This is a genomic window from Micromonospora sp. NBC_01699, assembly GCF_036250065.1.
Taxonomy (GTDB): domain Bacteria; phylum Actinomycetota; class Actinomycetes; order Mycobacteriales; family Micromonosporaceae; genus Micromonospora_G.
Genome location: NZ_CP109199.1, coordinates 7,851,804 through 7,873,276 on the forward strand (window position 1 = coordinate 7,851,804; position 21,473 = coordinate 7,873,276).

At 70.9% G+C, this 21,473-nt stretch carries 23 protein-coding genes and 1 pseudogene; 4 read left to right on the forward strand and 20 right to left on the reverse strand.

The window, feature by feature from the left end; all coding sequences use genetic code 11:
- The first annotated feature begins 477 nt into the window (after positions 1-477).
- Positions 478-2,403 (forward strand): annotated as a pseudogene (locus OG792_RS32465) (chromosome partitioning protein).
- A gap of 75 nt (positions 2,404-2,478) precedes the next feature.
- On the opposite strand, the gene OG792_RS32470 reads toward OG792_RS32465, so the two are convergent.
- Positions 2,479-2,907 (reverse strand): DUF3151 domain-containing protein, encoded by a 429-nt coding sequence (locus OG792_RS32470; RefSeq protein WP_329105387.1) that lies wholly within the window; start codon positions 2,905-2,907, stop codon positions 2,479-2,481.
- Positions 2,908-3,271: 364 nt separating this feature from the next.
- Here OG792_RS32470 and OG792_RS32475 point away from each other — a divergent pair, with 364 nt between their 5' ends.
- Positions 3,272-4,549 (forward strand): LOG family protein, encoded by a 1,278-nt coding sequence (locus OG792_RS32475; protein WP_442932339.1) that lies wholly within the window; start codon positions 3,272-3,274, stop codon positions 4,547-4,549.
- 72 nt (positions 4,550-4,621) lie between these two features.
- Here the strand turns inward: OG792_RS32475 and fbaA are convergent, their stop codons facing one another.
- Both fbaA and OG792_RS32485 read right to left on the reverse strand, forming a co-directional pair.
- Positions 4,622-5,647, reverse strand: coding sequence for a class II fructose-bisphosphate aldolase (gene fbaA / locus OG792_RS32480; protein WP_329105391.1), 1,026 nt, complete (start codon positions 5,645-5,647; stop codon positions 4,622-4,624).
- Positions 5,648-5,799: 152 nt separating this feature from the next.
- Complete coding sequence (locus OG792_RS32485) at positions 5,800-6,183, reverse strand: phage holin family protein (RefSeq protein ID WP_329105393.1); 384 nt, start codon at positions 6,181-6,183, stop codon at positions 5,800-5,802.
- A 154-nt stretch (positions 6,184-6,337) separates the two neighbouring features.
- On the opposite strand from OG792_RS32485, the gene OG792_RS32490 reads away from it, so the two are divergent.
- Positions 6,338-6,586 (forward strand): hypothetical protein, encoded by a 249-nt coding sequence (locus OG792_RS32490; protein ID WP_329105395.1) that lies wholly within the window; start codon positions 6,338-6,340, stop codon positions 6,584-6,586.
- Positions 6,587-6,637: 51 nt separating this feature from the next.
- On the opposite strand, the gene OG792_RS32495 is transcribed toward OG792_RS32490, so the two are convergent.
- From OG792_RS32495 to OG792_RS32505, 3 genes are read right to left on the reverse strand one after another with little or no spacing between them, the layout of a single operon-like run.
- Entirely contained in the window at positions 6,638-7,717 is a 1,080-nt protein-coding gene (locus OG792_RS32495) for an LCP family protein (RefSeq protein WP_329105397.1), read from the reverse strand.
- Complete coding sequence (locus OG792_RS32500) at positions 7,714-8,229, reverse strand: SigE family RNA polymerase sigma factor (RefSeq protein WP_329105399.1); 516 nt, start codon at positions 8,227-8,229, stop codon at positions 7,714-7,716. The genes OG792_RS32495 and OG792_RS32500 overlap by 4 nt, the downstream gene beginning before the upstream one ends.
- The gene (locus OG792_RS32505) at positions 8,222-9,349 is read right to left on the reverse strand and encodes an LCP family protein (RefSeq protein WP_329105401.1); all 1,128 of its coding nucleotides are present in this window, start codon (positions 9,347-9,349) and stop codon (positions 8,222-8,224) included. The genes OG792_RS32500 and OG792_RS32505 overlap by 8 nt, the downstream gene beginning before the upstream one ends.
- 793 nt (positions 9,350-10,142) lie before the next feature.
- Between OG792_RS32505 and OG792_RS32510 the strand changes: the two genes are divergently transcribed.
- Positions 10,143-10,850 (forward strand): DedA family protein, encoded by a 708-nt coding sequence (locus tag OG792_RS32510; RefSeq protein ID WP_329105403.1) that lies wholly within the window; start codon positions 10,143-10,145, stop codon positions 10,848-10,850.
- Between the two features lie 3 nt (positions 10,851-10,853).
- Here OG792_RS32510 and OG792_RS32515 read toward each other — a convergent pair whose 3' ends face one another.
- From OG792_RS32515 to OG792_RS32580, 14 genes are all read right to left on the reverse strand, one after another.
- Positions 10,854-11,501, reverse strand: a complete 648-nt coding sequence (locus OG792_RS32515; protein WP_329105405.1) for a class II aldolase/adducin family protein — start codon at positions 11,499-11,501, stop codon at positions 10,854-10,856.
- Between the two features lie 97 nt (positions 11,502-11,598).
- On the reverse strand, positions 11,599-11,976 hold the full coding sequence (locus OG792_RS32520; protein ID WP_076468717.1) for an ArsR/SmtB family transcription factor: 378 nt from the start codon (positions 11,974-11,976) through the stop codon (positions 11,599-11,601).
- A 57-nt stretch (positions 11,977-12,033) separates the two neighbouring features.
- A complete protein-coding gene (pyrE, locus tag OG792_RS32525) occupies positions 12,034-12,573 on the reverse strand; it encodes an orotate phosphoribosyltransferase (RefSeq protein WP_329105409.1) in 540 nt (179 codons plus the stop codon).
- A gap of 187 nt (positions 12,574-12,760) precedes the next feature.
- On the reverse strand, positions 12,761-13,573 hold the full coding sequence (locus OG792_RS32530) for an SDR family NAD(P)-dependent oxidoreductase (RefSeq protein ID WP_329111574.1): 813 nt from the start codon (positions 13,571-13,573) through the stop codon (positions 12,761-12,763).
- Positions 13,574-13,593: 20 nt separating this feature from the next.
- Positions 13,594-14,265: a hypothetical protein gene (locus tag OG792_RS32535; RefSeq protein WP_329105410.1), complete on the reverse strand. Its 672-nt coding sequence runs from the start codon at positions 14,263-14,265 to the stop codon at positions 13,594-13,596.
- A gap of 141 nt (positions 14,266-14,406) precedes the next feature.
- Entirely contained in the window at positions 14,407-15,165 is a 759-nt protein-coding gene (locus OG792_RS32540; protein WP_329105412.1) for a hypothetical protein, read from the reverse strand.
- A 132-nt stretch (positions 15,166-15,297) separates the two neighbouring features.
- Positions 15,298-16,905 (reverse strand): polyamine aminopropyltransferase, encoded by a 1,608-nt coding sequence (locus OG792_RS32545; protein WP_329105414.1) that lies wholly within the window; start codon positions 16,903-16,905, stop codon positions 15,298-15,300.
- Positions 16,902-17,888, reverse strand: coding sequence for a hypothetical protein (locus OG792_RS32550; RefSeq protein ID WP_329105416.1), 987 nt, complete (start codon positions 17,886-17,888; stop codon positions 16,902-16,904). Before OG792_RS32550 ends, OG792_RS32545 begins: the two co-directional genes overlap by 4 nt.
- On the reverse strand, positions 17,888-18,313 hold the full coding sequence (locus OG792_RS32555) for a DUF350 domain-containing protein (protein ID WP_329105418.1): 426 nt from the start codon (positions 18,311-18,313) through the stop codon (positions 17,888-17,890). The genes OG792_RS32550 and OG792_RS32555 overlap by 1 nt, the downstream gene beginning before the upstream one ends.
- A 32-nt stretch (positions 18,314-18,345) precedes the next feature.
- The gene (locus tag OG792_RS32560) at positions 18,346-18,771 is read right to left on the reverse strand and encodes a DUF4247 domain-containing protein (RefSeq protein WP_329105420.1); all 426 of its coding nucleotides are present in this window, start codon (positions 18,769-18,771) and stop codon (positions 18,346-18,348) included.
- A complete protein-coding gene (locus OG792_RS32565; protein ID WP_329105422.1) occupies positions 18,768-19,316 on the reverse strand; it encodes a DUF2617 family protein in 549 nt (182 codons plus the stop codon). Before OG792_RS32565 ends, OG792_RS32560 begins: the two co-directional genes overlap by 4 nt.
- A gap of 2 nt (positions 19,317-19,318) precedes the next feature.
- Positions 19,319-19,993, reverse strand: a complete 675-nt coding sequence (locus OG792_RS32570) for a DUF4178 domain-containing protein (RefSeq protein ID WP_329105424.1) — start codon at positions 19,991-19,993, stop codon at positions 19,319-19,321.
- Between the two features lie 5 nt (positions 19,994-19,998).
- The gene (locus tag OG792_RS32575) at positions 19,999-20,946 is read right to left on the reverse strand and encodes a hypothetical protein (RefSeq protein WP_329105426.1); all 948 of its coding nucleotides are present in this window, start codon (positions 20,944-20,946) and stop codon (positions 19,999-20,001) included.
- Between the two features lie 70 nt (positions 20,947-21,016).
- Positions 21,017-21,409, reverse strand: a complete 393-nt coding sequence (locus tag OG792_RS32580; protein WP_329105428.1) for a hypothetical protein — start codon at positions 21,407-21,409, stop codon at positions 21,017-21,019.
- Positions 21,410-21,473 lie beyond the last annotated feature (64 nt).

The window sequence follows — 21,473 nt, forward strand, 5'->3', positions numbered from 1 at the left end:
GAGATCGTCGCCGAACCGCCGCAGCCGAGCGGTGGCGGCACCCCGGCCAGCCACGCCGGATCGGGCACCGGCAGTACGCCGGTACCGGCGCAGCCGCCGGGGGTCGGTGCGGACATCGCCTGGGGCGGGGGTTCGGTCCCGTCCCCGCTTCCGGTCCCGCCCCTGATGCTGCCCCGCCCAACCGCACCACCACCGCCCGCGATGCCACCAGCCTCCGCAGTGCCGCCACCACCGGCGATGCCACCAGCCTCCGCAGTGCCGCCACCACCGGCGATGCCACCGGCCTCCGCAGTGCCACCAGCGGCGACGCCTTCGGTGCCGCTGGCGCAGGCAGCGCCGGTCACGCCGGTTCCGTCGGCGCCACCGGCCCCGCCCTCTCCCCCGGCACCGATCCACCTCACCCCGGCGATCGACGCGACCACCGGCACCGTTGGCGGCGGGGCTACCGCAGGGGTCGTTGGCAGCGGAGCTACCGGCATCGGCGGGACGATCACGGACGGGGGTGCGGCGGGCGCGCCCGTGGCGGCCGGAGACCCGACGGTGCAGGCCAGGGCGGCGGTCGAGCAGCCGACCAGGGCGTGGCCGTTGATCACGAGCGCGGCCGGCGCGGCGGCCGGTCGTCCTCCGGGCCGAGCGGCCCGAGCCGGCAACGACGACCCGGCGCAGACCACGTCCGCATCGCAATCGTCGCCGCCGGATCCGTGGGCACCGAAGGCCGGCACCCCCACCCCAGGTACGGCACCCGGCCCGGCAACCCCCTCGGCACGCCTCGACGACCCGTTCACCATCGACACCCTGCTCGCCGGTGGACCCGACGGCATGAGCGGTACGACGGACGGCACAGCCGCCGGACCCCGGACCGGCCGGCCGACGGCACCCGAGTCTCCGTGGGCGCAGCCGCCGCAGCGCCCCGCCGCCGACCGTTCGGCGCCATCGCCAGTGGCAACCGGCCCCGAGCCGGCGACCGATGTCCCGGCACCGGCCGGCCACGGCTACCCACCCGGCGGGCACCATCCCCGAGCAGCCGAGCAGGGTCATCCCGACCAGCACCACCCCGGACCGACCCAGCACGGGTATACCGACCAGCACCACCCCGGACCGACCCAGCACGGGTATACCGACCAGCACCACCCCGGACCGACCCGACACGATCAAGCCGTCCAGTACCAGCCCGCACCGGCCGGGCCCGGGTTTCCGGCAGGCGGCACGGCAGGCGACACGACAAGCGGCACGGCAGGCGACACGACAAGCGGCACAGCAGGCGGGACGGCGGTTGGGGCTGCGGCCGTACCGGGGCAACCGGCAGCCAGGTCGGCGCCGTACCCGCCGGTTGGTGGGCGGCAGCCGCGGGCCGAGGCGTATCCCGGCGTGGCCGAGGTGCCGCAGCAGGCGTACCGGGAGGCACCGGGGGTGACCAGGATGCCGCCGCCACCGGCGACGTACCCGGAACCGGTCTGGACGCCGGACTCGTCGACCCCGACCGCGGAGGAGTTCGCGCGGCGCCGGGCGAACCGGCCGGCCGACCCGATCGCGACGATGGGCGTACGGGCGGCGGTCAACAAGAGCACGCTCGGGCTGGTACGGCTGTCGCCGGGGCGGCACGAGCAGGAGATTCGGCAGGACGTCGAGATGGTGCGCCGGAACTTCGGCGGGCTGCGACAGGTGACCGTGGTCAACCCGAAGGGTGGGGCGGGCAAGACGGTGGCCATCCTGCTGCTCGCGATGACCTTCGGTCAGAAGCGCGGCGGGTACGTGCTGGCCTGGGACAACAACGAGACGCAGGGCACCCTCGGGATGCGGGCGCAGCAGGACTTCCACTCGCGTACGGTCCGGGACATGCTGCGGGACCTGGGGCAGTTCCAGGTGTCCCACGGGCGGGTCGGTGACCTGTCGCAGTACGTCCGGTCGCAGGGCGAGGGGATGTTCGACGTACTCGCCTCGGACGAGTCGGCGACCGGTGGCGAGATGCTGACCGCCGCCGCCTTCGCGGAGATCCGTGAGGTGGTCAGCCGGTTCTACAAGTTGATCTTCGTGGACACCGGCAACAACGTACGGGCGCAGAACTGGCAGGCCGCCATCGACGCGACCGACCAGCTCCTGATCACCATGTCCGCCCGGAACGACTCCGCCGAGACCGCCGCCCGGATGCTCGACCACCTGGAGCAGAGCGGCCGGCAACGGCTGGTCCGGCAGGCCGTGACGGTGGTGTCCATGCCGCCGTCGCGCAAGGAGATCGACCTGCCGGCTATCCAGCGCCACTTCGCCGCCCGGACCAGGGCGGTGCTGCTGGCCCCGTACGAGCGCTTGATCGACACCGGCGAGCCGATCCGGTACGGGCAGCTCTCCGCCGCCAGCCGGGACGCCTGGCTGAAGATTGCCGCCGCGGTGGCCGAGGGGCTGTGACGGGTTCTCCCCGCCCCGGTTCGACCGGGGCGGGGAGCGGACCCGCAGGCAGGACGAGCTGCGGTGCGAGGTGGCTCAGGAGCCGGCGAGGGCGTCCCCGGCCTCGGGGTCGCAGTCGCGCAGGAACTGCGCGCAGCGCGCCGCCTCGTCCGACTCGCCGATCTCACCGGCGGCCCGGGACAACACGTGCAGGCAGCGCAGGAACCCCTGGTTGGGGCCGTGCGACCAGGGCACCGGACCGTGCCCCTTCCAGCCGTTGCGGCGGAGCTGGTCCAGCCCACGGTGGTAGCCGGTACGCGCGTACGCGTACGCCGTGACGACCTGCCCGGACGCGAACGCCCGCGAGGCCAGTGCCCCCCAGGCGGCGCTGGAGGTCGGGAAACGCGCGGCAACCGAGGCGTACGCCTCGTCGGTGTCGGCCTCGATGGCCTCGGCGAGGGCCGCCTCGGCCGCGTCGTCGCCGGGGAGGAGGGTGGCCGGCGGTTCGGGCAACAGACTCTGCATCGGCCCATTGAACCTGCCCGACCTGCGGGGTGGCGAGGCGGGATGCCTTTCGGCCTGACTGAAAGGCTGAGGGTTTGGTCACGCGTGCGGCCGGTGCGGGCGATGGTCGACTCGACTACAAATAGAGGTCCGGAGCCTCCCCAGGACCCGGTAAGGAGAGCCCGGTGATCTCGGTCACCGGGCTCTCGCCGTCGAGGCGCCGTCGAGGCGACGTCGAGGCGACATCCGGGAGACGTCCGGGAGACGTCCGGCTGGACCAGTTCGGCCGGACCGGGCGGGACTCGGCGAGACCCCGACGAGACCCGGCGCGGCCCCGCGCGTGGTCGCCGGTTGCCGGTTGCCGGCGCGGAGGAGGATGACGGACGTGCCCACACCACCCTCGACCCACCTACTCGAACCGGACGACGACACCACGGAGTCCGAGATCGAGTCCCGCGCCGAACTCGACCGCCACCTGGCCACCGGCAGCCTTGCCGGGCTGACGGTGCAGGGCCTGCGGTTGGACCTCGACCCGGAGCCCGACCTCACCAGCGTCGACCTGACCGACACCCTCTTCATCGGCTGCCGGTTCGCCGACCGGCAGGTCGAGGCGGACCTGATCCGGCGGGGCGCCCACCTGCTGCCGCCGTTCGCCGACCTGCCGTACTCGACCCAGCCGCCCCGGCTCTACACCCCGGACGACCTGGTCGCCGGCTTCGGCACCGGGGGCTTCGCCAGCATGTTCGACGCGCTGGTCTACGAGCACTTCCGGACGCACGGTGGGGCGATGCCACCGGTTCGGGAGGCGCTGGCCCAGCGGATGCACGACCACGGGGTCGACAACGCGCTCGCCGACGCCACCCGGAGCTGGCTGGCCGTGCACGGCCCCGGTTCGGTGATCGGGGTGATGGGCGGGCACGCCGTACCGCGCGGAACCTCCGCGTACCGGCTGGCGGCCACGCTGGGCTGGGAGCTGGCTCGGGCGGACCGGCTGGTGGTGACCGGTGGCGGGCCGGGTGTGATGGAGGCGGCGAACCTCGGCGCGTACCTCTCCGGCCGTACCCCGGAGGAGCTGGCGGCGGCCATCGACCTGCTCGCCGCCGCACCCGACTTCACCGACCACGACCGCTACACGGCGGCGGCGCTGCGGGTCCGGGCCGAGTTCGGGCCGGGCCCGGACGGGCCGGGGTTCACCACCGGGCTCGGTGCGGCACCGGCCGGTGCCGCACCCGCCCAGCGTGGCGGCGACCGGTCCGTCGTGGCCGACACCGTCGGCTGGGCGCGGCGCGGTGGCCTGTCCATCCCCACCTGGCTGTACGGACACGAGCCGGCGAACCTGTTCGCGGGCAGGATCGCCAAGTACTTCTCGAACGCCATCCGCGAGGACACCCTGCTCCGGCTGGCCCGGGGCGGGATCGTCTTCGCCGCCGGCCGGGCCGGGACGGTGCAGGAGGTGTTCCAGGCGGCGACGAAGACGTTCTACGGCACCGACGGGGCGAGCGGCGCGTACGTCTTCCTCGACCGTGCCTTCTGGACCGAGACGCTGCCGATCGAGTCGCTGCTCCGGCCGCTGTTCTCGCTCACCCCGTTCGGCGACCTGACCGGCTCGATCCACGTGACCGACGACGTGCACGAGGCGGTACGACTGCTCGTCCGAGACTGACACCGGTACGTGAAACGGCCGGTCCCGGTTGTGTCCGGGACCGGCCGTACGCGTTCGATCAGCGAAAACGGGTCAGCGGGCGAGGGTGGTGCCGGTGGAGCGCAGGTGCTCGCACGCCTCGACCACCCGCTGGGCGAGACCGGACTCGGCGGCCTTGCCCCAGACGCGAGGGTCGTACAGCTTCTTGTTGCCGACCTCGCCGTCCACCTTGAGCACGCCGTCGTAGTTGCGGAACATGTGGTCGGCGACCGGGCGGCTGAACGCGTACTGGGTGTCGGTGTCGATGTTCATCTTCACCACGCCGTAGTCCAGCGCCTCCCGGATCTCCTCCAGCAGCGAGCCGGAGCCGCCGTGGAAGACCAGGCTGAGCGGCTTGTCCTTGCCGTACTTGGCGCCGACCGCCTGCTGGATCTCGTTGAGGATCTCCGGCCGGAGCTTGACGTTGCCCGGCTTGTAGACGCCGTGCACGTTGCCGAAGGTCAGCGCCGCCATGTAGCGGCCCTTCTCACCCAGGCCGAGCGCCTCGACCATCTGGAGACCGTCGGAGACGGTGGTGTAGAGCTTGTCGTCGATCGCGCCCTCGACCCCGTCCTCCTCGCCGCCGACAACGCCGACCTCGATTTCGAGTACGACGTGCGCGGCGGCCGCGTCGTCCAGCAGCCCGGCGGCGATCTCCAGGTTCTCCGCGACCGGTACGGCCGAGCCGTCCCACATGTGCGACTGGAACAGCGGCGCCTCACCGCGGGCCACCCGCTCCTTGGAGAGCGCCATCAGCGGGCGGACGAACCCGTCGAGCTTGTTCTTCGGGCAGTGGTCGGTGTGCAGCGCGATGTTCACGCCGTACTTCTTGGCCACCTCGGTCGCAAACAGCGCGAAGGCGACCGAGCCGCTGACCATGTCCTTGATCGACGGGCCGGAGAGGTATTCGGCACCACCGGTGGAAACCTGGATGATGCCGTCGCTCTCCGCGTCGGCGAACCCGCGCAGCGCGGCGTTCAGCGTCTGCGACGACGTCACGTTGATCGCGGGATATGCGAACCTGCCCGCCTTGGCGCGGTCCAGCATCTCCGCGTAGACCTCGGGGGAAGCAATGGGCATGTCGAACGCTCCTTACTAACCACTTCGGCCGCAACGGCCGCTGTCTCACGTGTACGCGCCGGACCGCGCTGTCCTTCGCGGGCAGTATCCCGCAGGACGCCCTTGCCGACACAACCGACCCGGATCGACCCGATTCACCGACCCGGAGCGGCTCACCGACGGTCGAACCGGTCCGGTACGAAGACGCTGATCAACCAGCTCACCACCGCCACCACGATGGCTCCCCAGAAGGCCGCCCAGAAGCCGTTCACGTGGAACGGCAGATCGAACTCGCCGGCAATCCAGTCGGTCAGCAGGAACAGCAGCGCGTTCACGACCAGGGCGAACAGCCCCAGGGTGAGGACGTAGAACACGCAGCCGACCACCCGGATGACCGGCTTCAGCACCATGTTGACCACACCGAAGATCACCGCCACGACCAGCAGCGTCAACGCGTTCTCCCCGGCCGACGAACCGGACACGTCGATGCCGGGCACCAGTGCGGTGGTGACCCACAACGCGACCGCCGTGATCACCAGCCGGATCAGGTAGCCCACCGGCCCATCGTGTCACCGCCACCGCCCGGCGGGGTGCCATTCGGCCCGACTGGCGCCACCGACCGGCCGGGCTCGGGTTTGCCGGCACGTACCCGACGGACCGGCAGGTCAACCCGTACGGTGAAAACAGCACCGCGGACCGGAGGAGGCGACGATGACCCAGCCCGACGATGATTTTGTCCTCGGCGAGGAGTTCGCCCCCGGCGACCACCTCGACCCGGACGAGCGTGATCCGGAGGCACCCGCCGACGACGCCGTCGAGCAGGCGTCCGCCGTGGACCCGACCGACGACGGTCCCCCGTCCGCCACCGACGCGCAGCAGTTGCCCCGGGGCATCGAGGTGGACGAGTGGGACGCGCTCGAACAGGCCCGGATCATCGGCCCGGAGGACGACTACCGCTGACCGGCACCGAGCCCGGCCCCACCGGGCCGCTACCGGCGACCGGATCCGGCTCTACCTGGGCGTGATCCGCTCCGGGTGGCGACCGACCCACTCGGCCAGCGTGTCGGCGTGCAGGGCGGCGAACAGGCTGCCGCTGACCACCGGGTCCAGGGCCTGGTAGACCGGTCCCGCCGAGGGCGCCGCGCTCATCTCCCAGCCGATCCCGGTCGTCTGGGCGCCGGCGAGTTCGGCCAGCACCGGCAGCAGTTCGACCAGCGAGGTGCCACCGGTGTCGGTGGCGAGCCCGTCGCCGACGGTTTGCAGGATCTTCGACAGCCGGACCGGGTTGGTGACGGTTCCCGCGTCGGTCAGTTCCGCCAGCAGGGCGGCACCGAACCGTTGGGCGTTGCGGTCCCGGTCGTGCGCGCCGAGCGGCAGGCCGTAGCGCTGCCGGAGCAGGTCGAGCGCGCCGGCGCCGTCGAGCCGTTGACAGCCGGCCGGGAACACCCGCCCGGTGTGCTGGGACGGCACCCTCTTCGGCAGGCAGACCCGTACGCCGCCGACCGCGTCGGTGAGTTTGCGCAGCCCGTCGAAGGTGAGTACGGCGGTGGCGTCGAAGGCCGGTGCGCCGAGCCCGGTGAGGGTACGCGCGGTGAGCCGGGCACCGGCGGTCAGGTCGACGGCGCCGCCGGGGCGGGTACTGCCGAGGTGGAACGCCTCGTTCAGCTTGCCGAACCCGTGGCCGGGAATGTCGATCCCGAGGTCGCGCGGCATCGAGACGAAGTACACCTGGCCACGGTCGCGGGGCACGTGCACGATCAGCACCGTGTCGGCCCGGTAGCCGGTGTCCGAGCCGGGCTGCCCGTCCGCCCCGAGCAGCAGCACGTTCAACGCCCGATCCGGTACGACGACCGGGGCGGCCGGCGCTCCGGTCAGGCTCTCGGCCGGCGTCGGCGTCGCACTCAGGTTCCGGCCCACCACCGGCACCGCGACCACGGCCAGTACGGCGAGCGCCGCACCCGCGGACCGGATCGTGTGCCGCCGTCGACGGCGACGTACGGCGATCCGGTCGATGGCGGCCCGCACCGGTTCGGTGTCCGGCACCAGGGCCTCCTGTCGGGCGAACGCCGCCCGCAGCTCTTCCTCGATCATGAGCCGGCCTCCACCAGTTCGGCCCGCAGGGCGGCGAGCGCACGCGAAATGGACGCCCGTACGGTCCCGACCGCGCAGCCGAGGATGTCGGCGATCTCCGCGTCGGGCAGGTCCTCGTAGAACCGCAGTACCAGGGCGGCCCGCTGTCGGCGGGGCAGCCGCATCACCCAGCCCCAGACCTGGTCCCGGTCGGCGGAGAGCTGGGCGTGGTCGGGCCGTACGGGGGCCACCGCCTCCTCCGGGTCGGCGCGCAGCAGCACCCGCTTGAACCAGGTGCCGCGCTGCCAGTCGAAGTACTGGTTGGTCAGCATGCGGCGGACGTACCGCTCGGGTGAGTCGGCCCGGACGACCCTGCGCCAGTTGAGCTGGACCCGGACCATCGTCTCCTGCACCAGGTCCTGGGCGAGGTGGGGATCGCCGGTGAGCAGCACCGCGTACCGCAGTAGCGGGCCGAGCCGGGTGTCGGCGAACTCCGCGAAGGTGGCCGGTGCGTCCGGGCCCGGGTCACTCATTCTTCGGTGCGACCACGTCCGGGTGGGCGCGGACGAACTCGGGCAGGGTGCCGTCGCGCGCCGCGTGCAGCATGCTCATCGACTCGGCGGTGAGCTTCTGGTACGAGATGCCGTTGATCTTCACTTCGGCAAAGTTGCCCTGGTTCGTCCTGAGTACGGTCATGTCGTTGGCGGCGACGCCCTTCAGGGTGAACAGGAAGTCCGCCATGGACACGCCCTGGGTGTCGAGGATGAACGCCTTACCGGCGGCGGTGATCACCCGGTCGATCTTGCCGAGGTCGGTGAGCACACCGGCGCTGGTCGCCTTCTTGACCATGGCCTTGATGAGCTGCTGCTGATGGCGCTGCCGGTCGTAGTCGGTCTTCGGCAGGCCGTACCGGATCCGGGCGTAGTCGAGGGCGAGCTCCGCCGACATCGGTCGGCAGCCGACCTCGTGCACGACGACCTTCCCGCCCGGCGGCAGGTCGAAGACCCTGCGCGACGCCTCGTCGAACTTGATCGGCACGATCTTGCCCTTGCGGTCGTACGCGTAGTGGATCGAGGAGGCGCGCTGGTCGATGCACATGTCGACGCCGCCCAGGGCCCGGATGACCGCCTGGAAGCCCTGGAAGTCGATCAGCGCGGCGCCGTTGAAGGTGATCCCGGTCTGCTTGTTCAACGTACGGGCGAGCAGCTTGAACCCACGGGCCCGCTTCTCGATCTCCGTACCCTCGCCCCGGTAGCCGAACTCGAACGCCGCGTTGATCTTGTCGGTGCCACCTCGGTAGTTGGTCGCCGGGTTCGCCGGGATCGGCACCCGCCAGTCCCGGGGAATCGAGATCAGGTACGCCTGGTCGTGGCTGGCCGGGATGTGCACGATCATGATCGTGTCGGACCGGGCCCCGGCGTCCCAGTCCGGCCGCACGTCGATGCCGACCAGGAGCAGGTTCAGCGCCCCGTCGATCTTCTTCCCGGTCGGGCCGGGGGTCTCCGCCGGCAGCGCCACCGCCTCCCCGTCGAGCAGGGTGGCCTGGGTGATCTTCGAGGTCGCCTTGTCGATCGCGACCCTGGTCAGCGCGTACGCCCCGCCGCTCATCACCAGCAGCAGGGACCCCGTGGCGACCAGCACCTTCGTCCACACCGGAGTACGGCGCCGCCCCGACCCGCGCTTCCCCTTACCGGACCCCGAACCGGTCCCGGCCGTCGCCTCCCCTACGGAACCGCCCGTCACAGTCCGCGCGGAACCGGTGGTCGCATCCGCCGCCGTCGGGGCGGCCCGGGAACCGACCGGTCGCCGCGGCTGCGGCACCCGCTCCGACTGCTTTGACTGACCCGATTCCCTCGGTCGCTTCGACTGTCCCGATCGCTTCGATTTCTGCTTGCCGTCCACGCCCGAGTCGCTGCCTCTGCCGCTGCGAGCCCGCATCGTCACCGTCCGGATTCCCTGTCGCGTCGCGCTGCCATAACTATTGACGGGTCGAGACCCGGGAAAGGCTGCAATTTCCCGGTGACGGTTTCATCAACTCGGCCGGTCGACCATCGAAAGGGCCGACCGTACCCGCCGCTCGTGCCCGGGCGCCGGCCGATAAGGGCGACGCGGGCAGCTGCTGACTGAGATCATTCCTGACGTTCCGCTCACCGTCACCACCACCCACCGACCCGCCAACGACCTGGCCAGCCGCCCCGTCCGGGGGTGAGGTGCCGGGGGTGGGGTGCCGACGAGTCCGAGCCGATCGATTCCTCGGCTGTAACCGAGGTCACCCGTACGGCTGGCCCGCCCACCGGGCGGGGGAGACGTCGGCGGGCGGGCACGCACCGTCGCCACCTAGACTGCGGGGGTACCCGTCGCCGTCGCGGAGGGTCGTCACCTGCTTGGAATGTCCGCCGATGCGCGGAAAGTCGCTACCCGACCGGGAAACCTCGGAGGTCACCCCGTGCCGACGCCCACCACCACGCTGGCCCTGGGGCCTCAGTTCCTCGACCCGGAGTGGCTGATCTCGACCTTCGGGCTGCTCGGCATCCTGGCCATCGTCTTCGCCGAGTCCGGGCTGCTCATCGGGTTCTTCCTGCCCGGCGACTCGCTGCTGTTCACCACCGGCCTGCTGACCTCGGACGGGCAGTACATCACGTACCCGATCTGGCTGGTCTGCCTGCTGATCACGATCGCGGCGATCGCCGGTGACCAGGTGGGTTACCTGTTCGGCCGGCGGGTCGGCCCGGCGCTGTTCCGCCGCCCGAACTCACGCCTGTTCAAGCAGGAGAACCTGCTCAAGGCGCACGAGTTCTTCGACAAGTACGGCGCGCGGTCGATCGTGCTGGCCCGATTCGTGCCGATCGTACGGACCTTCACCCCGATCGTGGCCGGGGTGAGCAAGATGAACTACCGCACGTTCGTGATCTACAACGTGATCGGCGGCGCCCTCTGGGGCACCGGGGTCACCCTGCTCGGCTACTTCCTCGGCCAGATCGACTTCGTCAAGGAACACATCGAGATCATCCTGATCCTGATCGTGGTCATCTCGGTCGTACCGATCATCATCGAGCTGCTCCGGGCCCGGCTGGCCGCCCGTCGCGGCACCACCCCGGCCGAGCAGGCCGCGTTGGACGAGGCCGCCCGGGAGAGCCAGCAGCACCGCCCCTGATCCTCAGATCCGGTCGAGCAGGTCGGGCGGAAGCTCGGTCAGGTCGTCGAGCCGACCGGCGACCAGGGCGTGATAGGTCAGCCGGGCCGCTTCTTCGAGATTGACCGCCCGCTTGTGCGCCAGTTCCACGCTGTCGGCCAGCACCGAGCAGCCGTGCCGGCTCAACACCACGCAGTTGGTGCCGTCGGCCACCGCCGCGGCGGCGAGGTCCGCCAGCTCCGCCGAACCCGGCGGCCGGAACGGCACCCGGACCACCCGGCGCAGGTAGAAGGCATGATCGGTGGTGACCAGCCGGATGGCCACGCCGAGGGCGTCGAGCAGCAGGGCATGCTGCGGGTGCAGGTGCACGATCGCCCGTACGTCCGGGCGGGCGCGGTAGGTGGCGAGGTGCAGCGCCAACTCACTCGTCGGCACGCCGCCGTCGGCGGCACCGTCGGCGTGCACGGTGCCGTCGGTGATGCCGACCCGCACGAAGTCGGACCGGTCGAGCCGGTCCAACCAGGTGCCGGCCGCGGTGACCCAGCACGAATCCGTACCGGGTAGCCGGACGGAAAGGTTTCCGCCGGAGCCCACGACGAGGCCGGACCGCACCACATCGCGGCCGACCCGGGCGAGCTGCGCACGCAGGTCACCGGTGAGGTCGTCGTTCACCCCAGCGAACCCCGCACCGTCGAGTCCACCCGGAAAGCCGTCGGTCCGTCTGGTGCCACCCGGACAGGGGAGGGCACCAGACGGGCCGCTCGCTGATTCAGCGAGCCTTCTTGGTGGCTCGCTTACGGGGCGGAGTCAACAGGTCGGCGATCGTAGCGATCGCCGTCGGCACCAGCCGGTAGTACGCCCACACGCCACGCTTCTCCCGCTCCAGCAAGCCGGCCTCGGTGAGGATACGCAGGTGGTGACTGACCGTCGGCTGCGAGAGGCCGAGAGGTGCGGTGAGATCACACACGCACGCCTCGCCCTCGGGCGCCGACTGGATCAGACTGAGCAGCCGCAGCCGGGCGGGGTCGGCGAGGGCCTTGAGGACCCCCGCAAGTCGCTCGGCGTCGGCACGTTCGATCGGCTCGCCGGCAAGCGGCGAGATCTGAGGCATAGTCATTTCAGCCAACGCAGTTCCCACGTTTTCCATCCTTCCACCAGCAGCATCGACCCGCCTGCATATCAGCAGATCCGAATCGTCAAACTTTTAGGCCACTAGGCCGAGGTCAGGCAACGTATAGGCCGCTCGGTATGGCAGTCCGGCCGCTCGAACGGCGTCGCCCGCGCCTCGATCAACAATAACCGCAACGCCTACAACCTCGGCCCCAGCCTCTTGCAACGCCTCGACCGCGGTCAGCACACTGCCACCCGTCGTCGAAGTATCCTCCACCGCCAGCACTCGGCGACCGGCCACCTCCGGGCCCTCGATCCGCCGTTGCAGGCCGTGCGTCTTCTCTGCCTTGCGCACCACGAAGGCATCCAGTCGGCGTCCCGTCGCCGAAGCGGCGTGCAGCATGGACGCGGCGACCGGATCGGCGCCCAGTGTCAGGCCACCGACCGCGTCGAAATCCCAGTCTGCGGTCAGGTCGAGCAACACTCGGCCTACCAACGGTGCCGCCGCGTGATGGAGCGTCACGCGGCGCAGATCCACGTACCAGTCCGCCTCACGACCGGAGGACAGCACCACCCGGCCGTGTACTACGGCCAGGTCAGAAATGAATTTACGCAGGTCGTCGTGGTCCCCCATGGCGCCCAAGGGTACTGCTCGTGTCTGGGTGCCGTTGGGTGGACCCGACCGGACGACGATCCGAAGCCGACGATGATGGTCAGGAATGACGGTGCGCGACTACGCTGCGTACTCGGATTTTGGTGTAGCGAACCGGATCGCGGGATCCCCCGGTCGCTCGCCCACGGACCGTCGCCGGGGCGGCGGATCAACGCTCGTCGCGGCCGATCCGGGCCCGGCCGCCGCCGCCGAACGTCCGCAGCAGCCCACGGGGCGCGTGCCGCAGCCCGAAGACCGCCGCCTTGTATTTCCAGTCCGGGACGCTGACGAACCTACCTTTTCCCAGGTCACGTAGGGCGTCGACCACCACGTCGTCAGCCGAGAGCCACAGCCAATCGGGCATTTTAGACACGTTGATGCCGGCCCGCTGGTGGAATTCGGTACGGGTGAAGCCGGGGCAGAGGGCCATCACCCGTACGCCGGAGCGGCGGGCGGACAGCCCCACGGACTCGCTGAAATTGGTCACCCACGCCTTGCTGGCGGAGTAGGTGGAGCCCGGCATTACGGCTCCGAAGCCGGCTACCGAAGAGACATTTATCACTGCCCCATGCCGCCGTACGGTCATCGTGGCCAGCGCCGCAAGGGTTAACCGCATCACCGCGTGGACATTCAGCCGTAACAACCGGGCCTCATCTTCGGCGGTCGACCTGATGAACGACCGGGCGAGACTGATACCCGCACTGTTCACCAGAAGTTCGATCGGTTCGGCCGAATCGGCGAGCCGTCGCTCCACCGCCGCGCACCCGTCGTCCGTACTGAGATCGGCCGAAAGGATGTCCACCGGAACCCGATGCCGCTCGGTCAACTCCGCCGCCAGCCCGGCCAGCCGGTCCGCGTCGCGGGCGACCAGCACCAGGTGCGTCCCGTCGGCGGCGAGCCGTCGGGCGAACGCCGCACCGATGCCCGCGGTCGCGCCGGTCACCAGGGCAAGCGCCGGGCCGGTACGGGACGGAACGGGCACTGCTGGCACGGGCAGGGTCCTTAGCGGTTCGGCGGCGGTGGCACCGGTGGCCATACCGGGACGGACGCCCGCTCACGGAAGAAGGCGTTCGCCGCGGGCAGCACCAGCAGCGTTGCTACTACAAAGTAACCGAGTGCCTGAGCCACCGAAAGACCGGCGGTCAGCGGAACCCACCAGGACGGGTACGCGTCGGTCAACGCCCGGATCGCCTCGGCCGACATCCGGTCGTCCCCGCCGCCGGTCAGCGGCACCGCCCGCTGCACGATCAGTGCCGCCAGCGTGCCGCACCCGCAGAGCAGACCGAGCCCGCAGACCACCCAGGTGGCGATCCGGACCCGGTTGCGGCCCCGCAGGTTGCCCACCGCCAACCCGACCAGCAGGGCGGCCGCCCCGACCGCCACGGCGGTGCTGATCCCCGCACCGACCCGCAGCAGCGCGACCAAGCCGTCGATCTCCGACCGGTCGACCCCGGCCGGCTCGGCGGCGGCCCGGAACCGGTCCACCGTGCCGGTCGACGTGACCAGCCCGACCAACGCGTGGACCAGCCCACCGGTCGCCATCACGCCCAGCACGACAGCGGCCAGCAGCACCGCCCCCGGCCGCCGGCTCGGTGCCACGGCCGACACCGGGTCGGGCCAACCGGCCGTCGGCGGAACCACACCGCCGGGCCACATGTGCGCTGGTTCCGACACGACAGATCCCCCCGAGTAGGCGTCGGAATGCAACCTACTCGGGAAGATCACCCGGAAGTCCGATCCCGGTCCGACCAATTTGACGAGTCGCCGATCCGGTCGGCCGACAAGCGCTCTCCGGTCGGCTTTCGGATGGTCCGATCAGCCGTTGGACGGCCCGGACGGCGGGGGTGCCGACGGCGGGAATTCCCGTCGGTCGTCCGGGTCGCCGCCGGACGGGTCGACCGGCGGGCTGCCGGCGCCCGGTCCGGACCACTGCTGCGGGCCGGCCGGCGGCATCGCCTGGGGAAAACCGGGGTACGCCGAGCCGGGCACGGGCGGCTGCCAGACCGGCTGCGGCTTGCGGAAGAACTCGTTCGAGGGCGGCAGGGCCAGCAGGATCAGCGCCACCAGCACCGCTATCACCGTCAGTACGCTGACCAGCGTGGTCACCGGGGTGTACCAGCCCGGCAGCCGGTCGTCCAACATGCGCTGGACCTCGGCCTCGTCCGGCAGGTTGGCATCGCCGGAGGACGGGCTGAGCGCGCTGCCGGCCGCGCTCAGCGAGAGGGCCGCGATCGAGCAGCAGAGGAAGAGACCACCGAGCACCCAGGTCACGATCCGAGCGGGGTTCTTGCCACGGTTGTTCAGCAGTGCGAGGACCACCAACCCGATGGCGACGATCAGCCCGATCACCGCGCCAGCGATCACCGTCACGCTGCCCACCGCACCCGCACCCGCCAGGTCGCTGCCGGCGTACGCCTCTTCGTAGACATCGTTGATGGTGCCGATGAACGGGAGTGCTATGAGCGCTCCGATCAGTTGGAGCGCGGCGGCCAGGTAGAGCAGGTAGCCGGCGACGGTGACGGTGCTGGGGCGCGGCCTCGCCGCGGCGCTCGCCGGATTGTGTGGATCAGACACGGCGCTCCCTCCACAGATCGAGAATTACCGTATCGGTACCCCGCCAGCCCGACAGACCAAACCGGCGTGTCGAAGCACGACACGACACAAAATCATCACTGAGCCTCGATGTGTCACCCCTTCGCGCGGCGGTCAGTAGCTGCGCCACTCGGCCCGGGCGTATTCGAGCACCCGTGGGTGCAGCAGGGTCGACGGCGGCAGGTCCTGCCGGCGCCGGTCCGGGGGGAAGTTCGCGGCCAGCCGGAGCGTGTCCGCGTCGAGGAACCGCAACGGCGGTACGTCCGACGGCAGCCCCAGCACCGGCGCGGTCGCACCCGGCGCCGCCAGCACGAAGCCCCAGTCCCCGAAGGACGGCACGTCCACGTGGTACGGCGTGGTGGTGAAGCCGGCAGCTCGGATCGACGCCTCGATGCACCAGTACGACTTAGCCGCGAAGTAGGGCGAACCGGACTGGACCACCAGCCGTCCGCTCTCGGCCAGCACGGCGCGTACCAGTGCGTAGAACTCCACCGAGTAGAGCTTGGCGGTGGCCGTCTCGTCCGGGTCGGGCAGGTCCACCACTATCGCGTCGAACCGTTGCGCCTGGGTACGCATCCACTGGAACGCGTCGGCGTTGACCACCCGCACCCGGGGATCGGCGAACGCGTCGGCGTTGAGCGTACGGAGCTGTGGCTCGGTCCGGGCCAGCCGGACCACCGCCGGGTCGAGTTCCACCACCGTCACCGAGTCGACGTCGGGATAGCGCAGCAGCTCCCGTACGGCGAGCCCGTCACCGCCGCCGAGGACCAGCACGGAACCCCGGCTGCCACTGAGCACCGGATGCACCAGCGCCTCGTGGTAGCGGTACTCGTCGACCGAACTGAACTGGAGGTCCCCGTTGAGGAACAGCCGCAGGTCGGTCACGCCCTGCGAGACGAGCGGAACCGACCGGGTCAGCACGATCTCCTGGTACGGGGTGCGCTCGGCGTACACCACCGGGTCCCGGAAGAGCTGCTGCCGGGCGGTCACCTCGAAGTCGTACGCCGTCACGTAGGCGTACCCGAGGATCAGCCCGACCAGCACGGACCCGGCGGCCAGGCCGACCCTGGCCCGCCGACCCAGCTCGCGCCGGAACACGGTGTAGACCAGCGCGAGCCCGGCGATAGCGTTCACCACGCCGACCACGAGCACCCCGCGCAGCTGGCCGAACACCGGCATCAGCAGAAACGGGAAGGCCAGCCCGCCGAGCAGGGCGCCGACGTAGTCGGCGGCGAACAGGTCGGCGACCGCGCTGCCGGCCGACTGCGCCCGGATCCGTTGCAGCAGCACCATCAGCAGCGGGATCTCCGCCCCGATCAGCAGACCGAGCAGGAACGCGGTGCCGACCAGGGCCGGGACGTACAGGTCGAGCCAGGCGAAGGCGGCGTAGAGCCCGAGCACCGAGAGCCCGCCGAACAGGGCGAGGGCGAGTTCCACGGCGGCGAACGCGACCGCCGCACGGGACTGCAACGGCTTGGCGGCGAGCGCACCGATGCCCATCGCGAAGACCATCACCCCGAGCACGATCGACGCCTGCCCGACCGTGTCCCCGATCAGGTAGCTGCCCAGCGCCACCAGCGCCAACTCGTAGACCAGCCCGCACGCGGCACAGACAAAAACCGCCGCGAGTACGGCCGCCCGCGCCCCCCGCCAGCGCGGACGCGCGGACGTCTCGGCCGGATCGGACGTCGAGGCCGGGTCGGTCACCGCCTCAACCGTCATCGCTGCCGACCGCTCGGACCGGCAACCGTGCCGGTGCCGTTGCCGTTGCCGTTGCCGGTGCCGTTGCCGGTGCCGGTGCCGGTGCCGTCGGACGGTTTCTTCGGCTTCGTGCCGCCGCGCTGGTGGCGTCGCTCGAACCAGCCGACGGCCAGCAGGAGCACGCTGATCAGGAAGAGGAAGCCGGCACCGATGGCCTGGAACGAGCGGTCACGCCAGAAGTCGCTGCCCGGATCCGGGAGCGCCGCCAGGGTGGCCTGCGGTGACGGTGACGGCGACGGCCCCGCTCCGGACGTCGGTACGGGTGCGGCCGGCACCGCGTCGGACTCGGCCACCAGCAACGGCAGGAACACCGCCGCCCGGCAGATCGCCCAGCCCGGATCGGCGAGAAAGTCGTCGTCGGTCAGCCCCAACCGGCTCAGCCCTTCGACGTAGTCGATCCCCGACAGGTCGTCGGAACTGGTCACCCAGAACGAGGCCCAGTCCTCGCTCTCGCTGGACTCCTCGGTGTAGGTGACATCGGCGATGACCTTCACCCACCGCGAACACTGTGACGGGTCGGTGCCCAGCGCCACACTGACGCCGAGATTCGAGCCGACACTGACCTTTTGGGTCCCGCCCAGAAGCTCCCACCCGTAGCAGATTTCCTGCGTCCGATGGGCGTTACGCAGCAGCACGACGGTATCGGCGCGCTCGGTCGGTTCCGGCCCCGGCACCGCCGTACCACTAGCGTCGTTGGAAACGTCGCCCCCGGCATTGACGACCCACACCACCACGATGGCCAGCACGGCGACCAGCACCGCGCCGCCGATCTTGATCCGCCTGGCGATCCGCTGGTCCCGCGTGCGCGGGCGACCTGTGGGCCGCTTCGCAGCCGCCGCCCGTCGCGCCGTTTCGGCCCGCTTCGCCGCCGCCGCTCGCTTCGCCGCCTCAGCCGGACTCAGGGGCGGCTTCGCCTGCTGGTCCCGCCCCGATCTGTCCGCCATCAGCTGATCGCGGCGGCGATCACGGCGCCCGTGGCGAGGTGCACCACCGCCGAGACCCAGACGGCCGGGTGCGGTTCCGGGTCGACCAGGATCTCGCCCAGCCGGCCCGGCGTAGCCATGTCCAGCAGGAGGAACGCGCCGGCCATGATGACCAGCCCGATCAGCCCGTACGCGGCACTGCCGACCAGGCCGGCGACGAAGTCGTCGTCACTGGCCACGATCGCGGTGGTCACGATGATGCCGACGCCGGCCAGGTTCGAGGTGAGCAGCAGCGCGGCGTTGCGGTTCCGGTCGGCCCAGATCAGCTCGTGCAGCCGACCCGGTGTGGCCATGTCGACCAGGGCGTAACCGACGCCCATCAGCAGCACACCGACCACGCCGAAGGCGAGCGTGGCCAGCAGGTCGTTGGCGAGGGTGCTCAACATGGGACTCCCGAGGGATGAGGAGGGAAGACGAACTACTTGCCGGCGCCGGGACCGCCGCCCCGTACGGTCACGCCCCGCCCCCAGCCCCACTCGTTACCGACCTTGGAGTGGTAGCGCCCTTGGGCGGTGGTGACCTTTTCCAGCAGGATCAGCGAGCCGCCGGCCAACGGCAGGATCACCACCGAGTCGTCGTCGTAACGCAGGTAGACCCCGCTGGCGTCGACGTACTGGTCGGCCGGGCGCCAGTGGCCGGTGACCTCCTTGGCCACCGCGCTGGGTGCCTTGTTCGAGCTGTAGGCCATTGCCTGCGACCCGATGTCCCGGGTCGCCGACCGGGAGTAGTGGTCCTGGACGTATCCCCGTGGCGAGAAGTTGCCGTAGAAGATCGCGAATCCGGCGACCAGCGACCCCACCAGGGCGAACGCCGATCCGACAAAGAGCCACCTGCGGTACGTCATGCCGTACTCACCACCGTCTCGGTCTCGACTAGCTCGCCACTTTGCGGGTACGCGTGCCAGGTGCTCCAACCGATCGCCATCGTGCCGCCGGACCGGTCGGTGGTGTGGTCCCGGTGCAGCCGCAGCGCGGTGATCGCTTCCGGGCCGCCGGGAAAGACCCCGATCAACGCGTACGGGTCGTCGGCGAGGTCCCGCCGCAACACGGCCGTACGGGCCGACATCTCGGCCGGGTCCAGCCGCAGCACCCGTGCGGCGAACCGGTAGCCGTTGACCGGATCGGCCAGTTCCGCCGGCAGCTCGGGTTGCCGGCCCGGCAGGCAGGCCACCGTCTCGACCAGCTCCCCCGACGGCACGAGCGGGTCACCGTCGCGCCGGAGTACCACCTGGTGGGAGGCGCCGAGCAGGCGCAGTCGCAGGCGCACGCCGGGCCGGTCCGGATGGACCAGGTCGAGTACGTGCAACGCCGGCAGTTCCGGCCCACCGAGCGCGAGACTCAGCTCGGCGGCGGTGGTGTCGGCGTACGGGGCGTCCAGGGTGACGAGCATGTTCAGCCGGCCCGCCCGATCGGTCCACCGTCGGTGCCGGAGGTCGACTGCGGATAGATCCGCACCTCGGACCGTTGCAGCAGCTCGCCCGTTGACGCCTCCCAGGTCGGGCTGTCGCCGTACGACTCGAAGGAGAGCCGGGCGCCGGTCGGGTCCAGGTAGTCGTGGTAGCGGACGGTGCCGCTGGGGTTGAGCCCGGTGGTTCCGGTGGCGGTGTAACGGGCCTGCCCGGCCTCGTCACTGGTGTAGCTCCGGCCGGCGAAGTCGAGTCGCGCCGGACCGGGCTGCGGTACGCCGTCCGGGCCCGGCACCCCGGTCCAGAACACCAGCTCCAGGTCGGGGTCCTCCTCGACCGAGAGCCAGATTTTCGCGCCCTGCGCGTCGTCCAGCAGGTGCTCGGCCCAGCCCCAGTCGCCCTCGGCGAACCGCAGGGTGCCGCGTACGCCGTACTGGGTGTTCCGGATCTCCACGATGTCACCGGGGCGCAGCCTGCGTGGATCGCCCCGGACGGCGTCGGCGTCGTCGTCCACCACCCGGAACGGGTCCCGCTCCTTGGTCTGCCCGGACTTCCGGGCCTGTCGCCGCTTCGCCCGCAGGGCCAGTACGGCTACCACCACGCCCGCCACCGCGACGAGGCACCCGAGCGTTGCCACCAGGTACGCAGTCCCGCCATCCACCGGGTTCACCCCTCTCGACCTTGTTCGGGCGCCGACGGTAACAACCCCGCGCACCCTTCCGGAACACCCGCTGCCGCCTCCGGCGCGGCCGGCCCCTCCGTCGTGATCGGACAGTCACCCACCTTCAAATCCGCCGGGGGCTGCTGGAATGGCTGTCCGAACGACCCGAACACCGGCACCGGCACCGGCACCGGCACCGGATACGCGTATCCGGTGCCATAGCCGGGCCAGGAGGGCGGGGGTTGGTGCTGCGGTCGGAAGAACCGGTTCGCCGGCGGCGTCAGCAACAGCACCGTCGCCGCCACCGTCAGCCCGAACGCCAGCAGCACCAGCAGCGGCGTGACGACCGAGAGGGCGTCGAAGACCGGGTCGGTGTCGCTGTAGAGCACCTCGTAGAACTCGGACTCCTCGTAGCCGGAAAAGTCCGGGTCGGCCGGGTAGTCGGGGTAGTCGGGGTCCGACTCGGGCCACGGTCCGCTCGCCGTCGGCTCGTCCAGCACCGGGCTGGCCAGCAGGAACAGCGCCAAGATCGAACCGAACATGGCCGGTACGCAACACATCAGCAGCGTCAGGCCGGCCGGGATCATGGTGAGGATCCGGGCCGCGTTCCGTCCCCGCAGCAGCGGTGGGACGCAGACCGCGAGCCAGATCGCGAACAGCAGTGCCGGGCCGCCGGTGAACAGCAGGCCCATGACGTTGCCGAACCGCTCGCCGTCCACCTCGCCCGACGTGGCGTCGGTCAGCTCGGCGGTCCGGTCGATCACGCCCGCGAAGTGCACCGCCTCCACCACGGCGAGCACGATCTCGATCAGCAGTACGGCAACGACGCCGCACACCAACCAGGCCGCCACGGTCACCGCCGCCGGTCGGTTCGGGTACGACCCGTACGGCCCCATCGGCGGGGGACCGGGCGACGGGAAGCCCGGCGGTGGGTACTGCCACGCGTAGCTCACCGGCGTGACGGTAGCGATCAAGGGGTCCCGGCGACAGTGGGCGAAGAGCCGTTCGCCGACGCCGTACGGATCAGCCCTGGTCGAGCTGTGCGGTGGCGTACTCGCCGACGGTCGTCTGGTCGATCAGGCAACCGGTGTAGGTGGTGAACTCGGCCCGCTCGTCGGTCAGCGCCTCCCAGGCGGCACGGGCGGCGGCCGGGTCGAAGCGGGCGAGCAGGGTGGCCGCGTACACCTTGCCGGCGGGTGAGCCGTGGGTCAGCAGCTCGCAGATGTGCGGGCGTACCTCGTCCAGCCGGCTCGGCAGCGCCACCTCAAGGATGTTGTACGCCTCGGTGGACGGCATGATCCGGCCGGCGAAACCGACGCCGCCGAACGCCACCGCCTCGGCGGTACGGAGTTCCCGCACCGCCGCCTCGATGCCGTCGCTCGCCTCGCGGGAACTCGCTGCGGGGGAATCAGCCATGGTTCGATTGTGCCCCAATCGAAGCTTTCCGAACCCGGATCCCGGTGGAAGCGTGCCGCCCGTA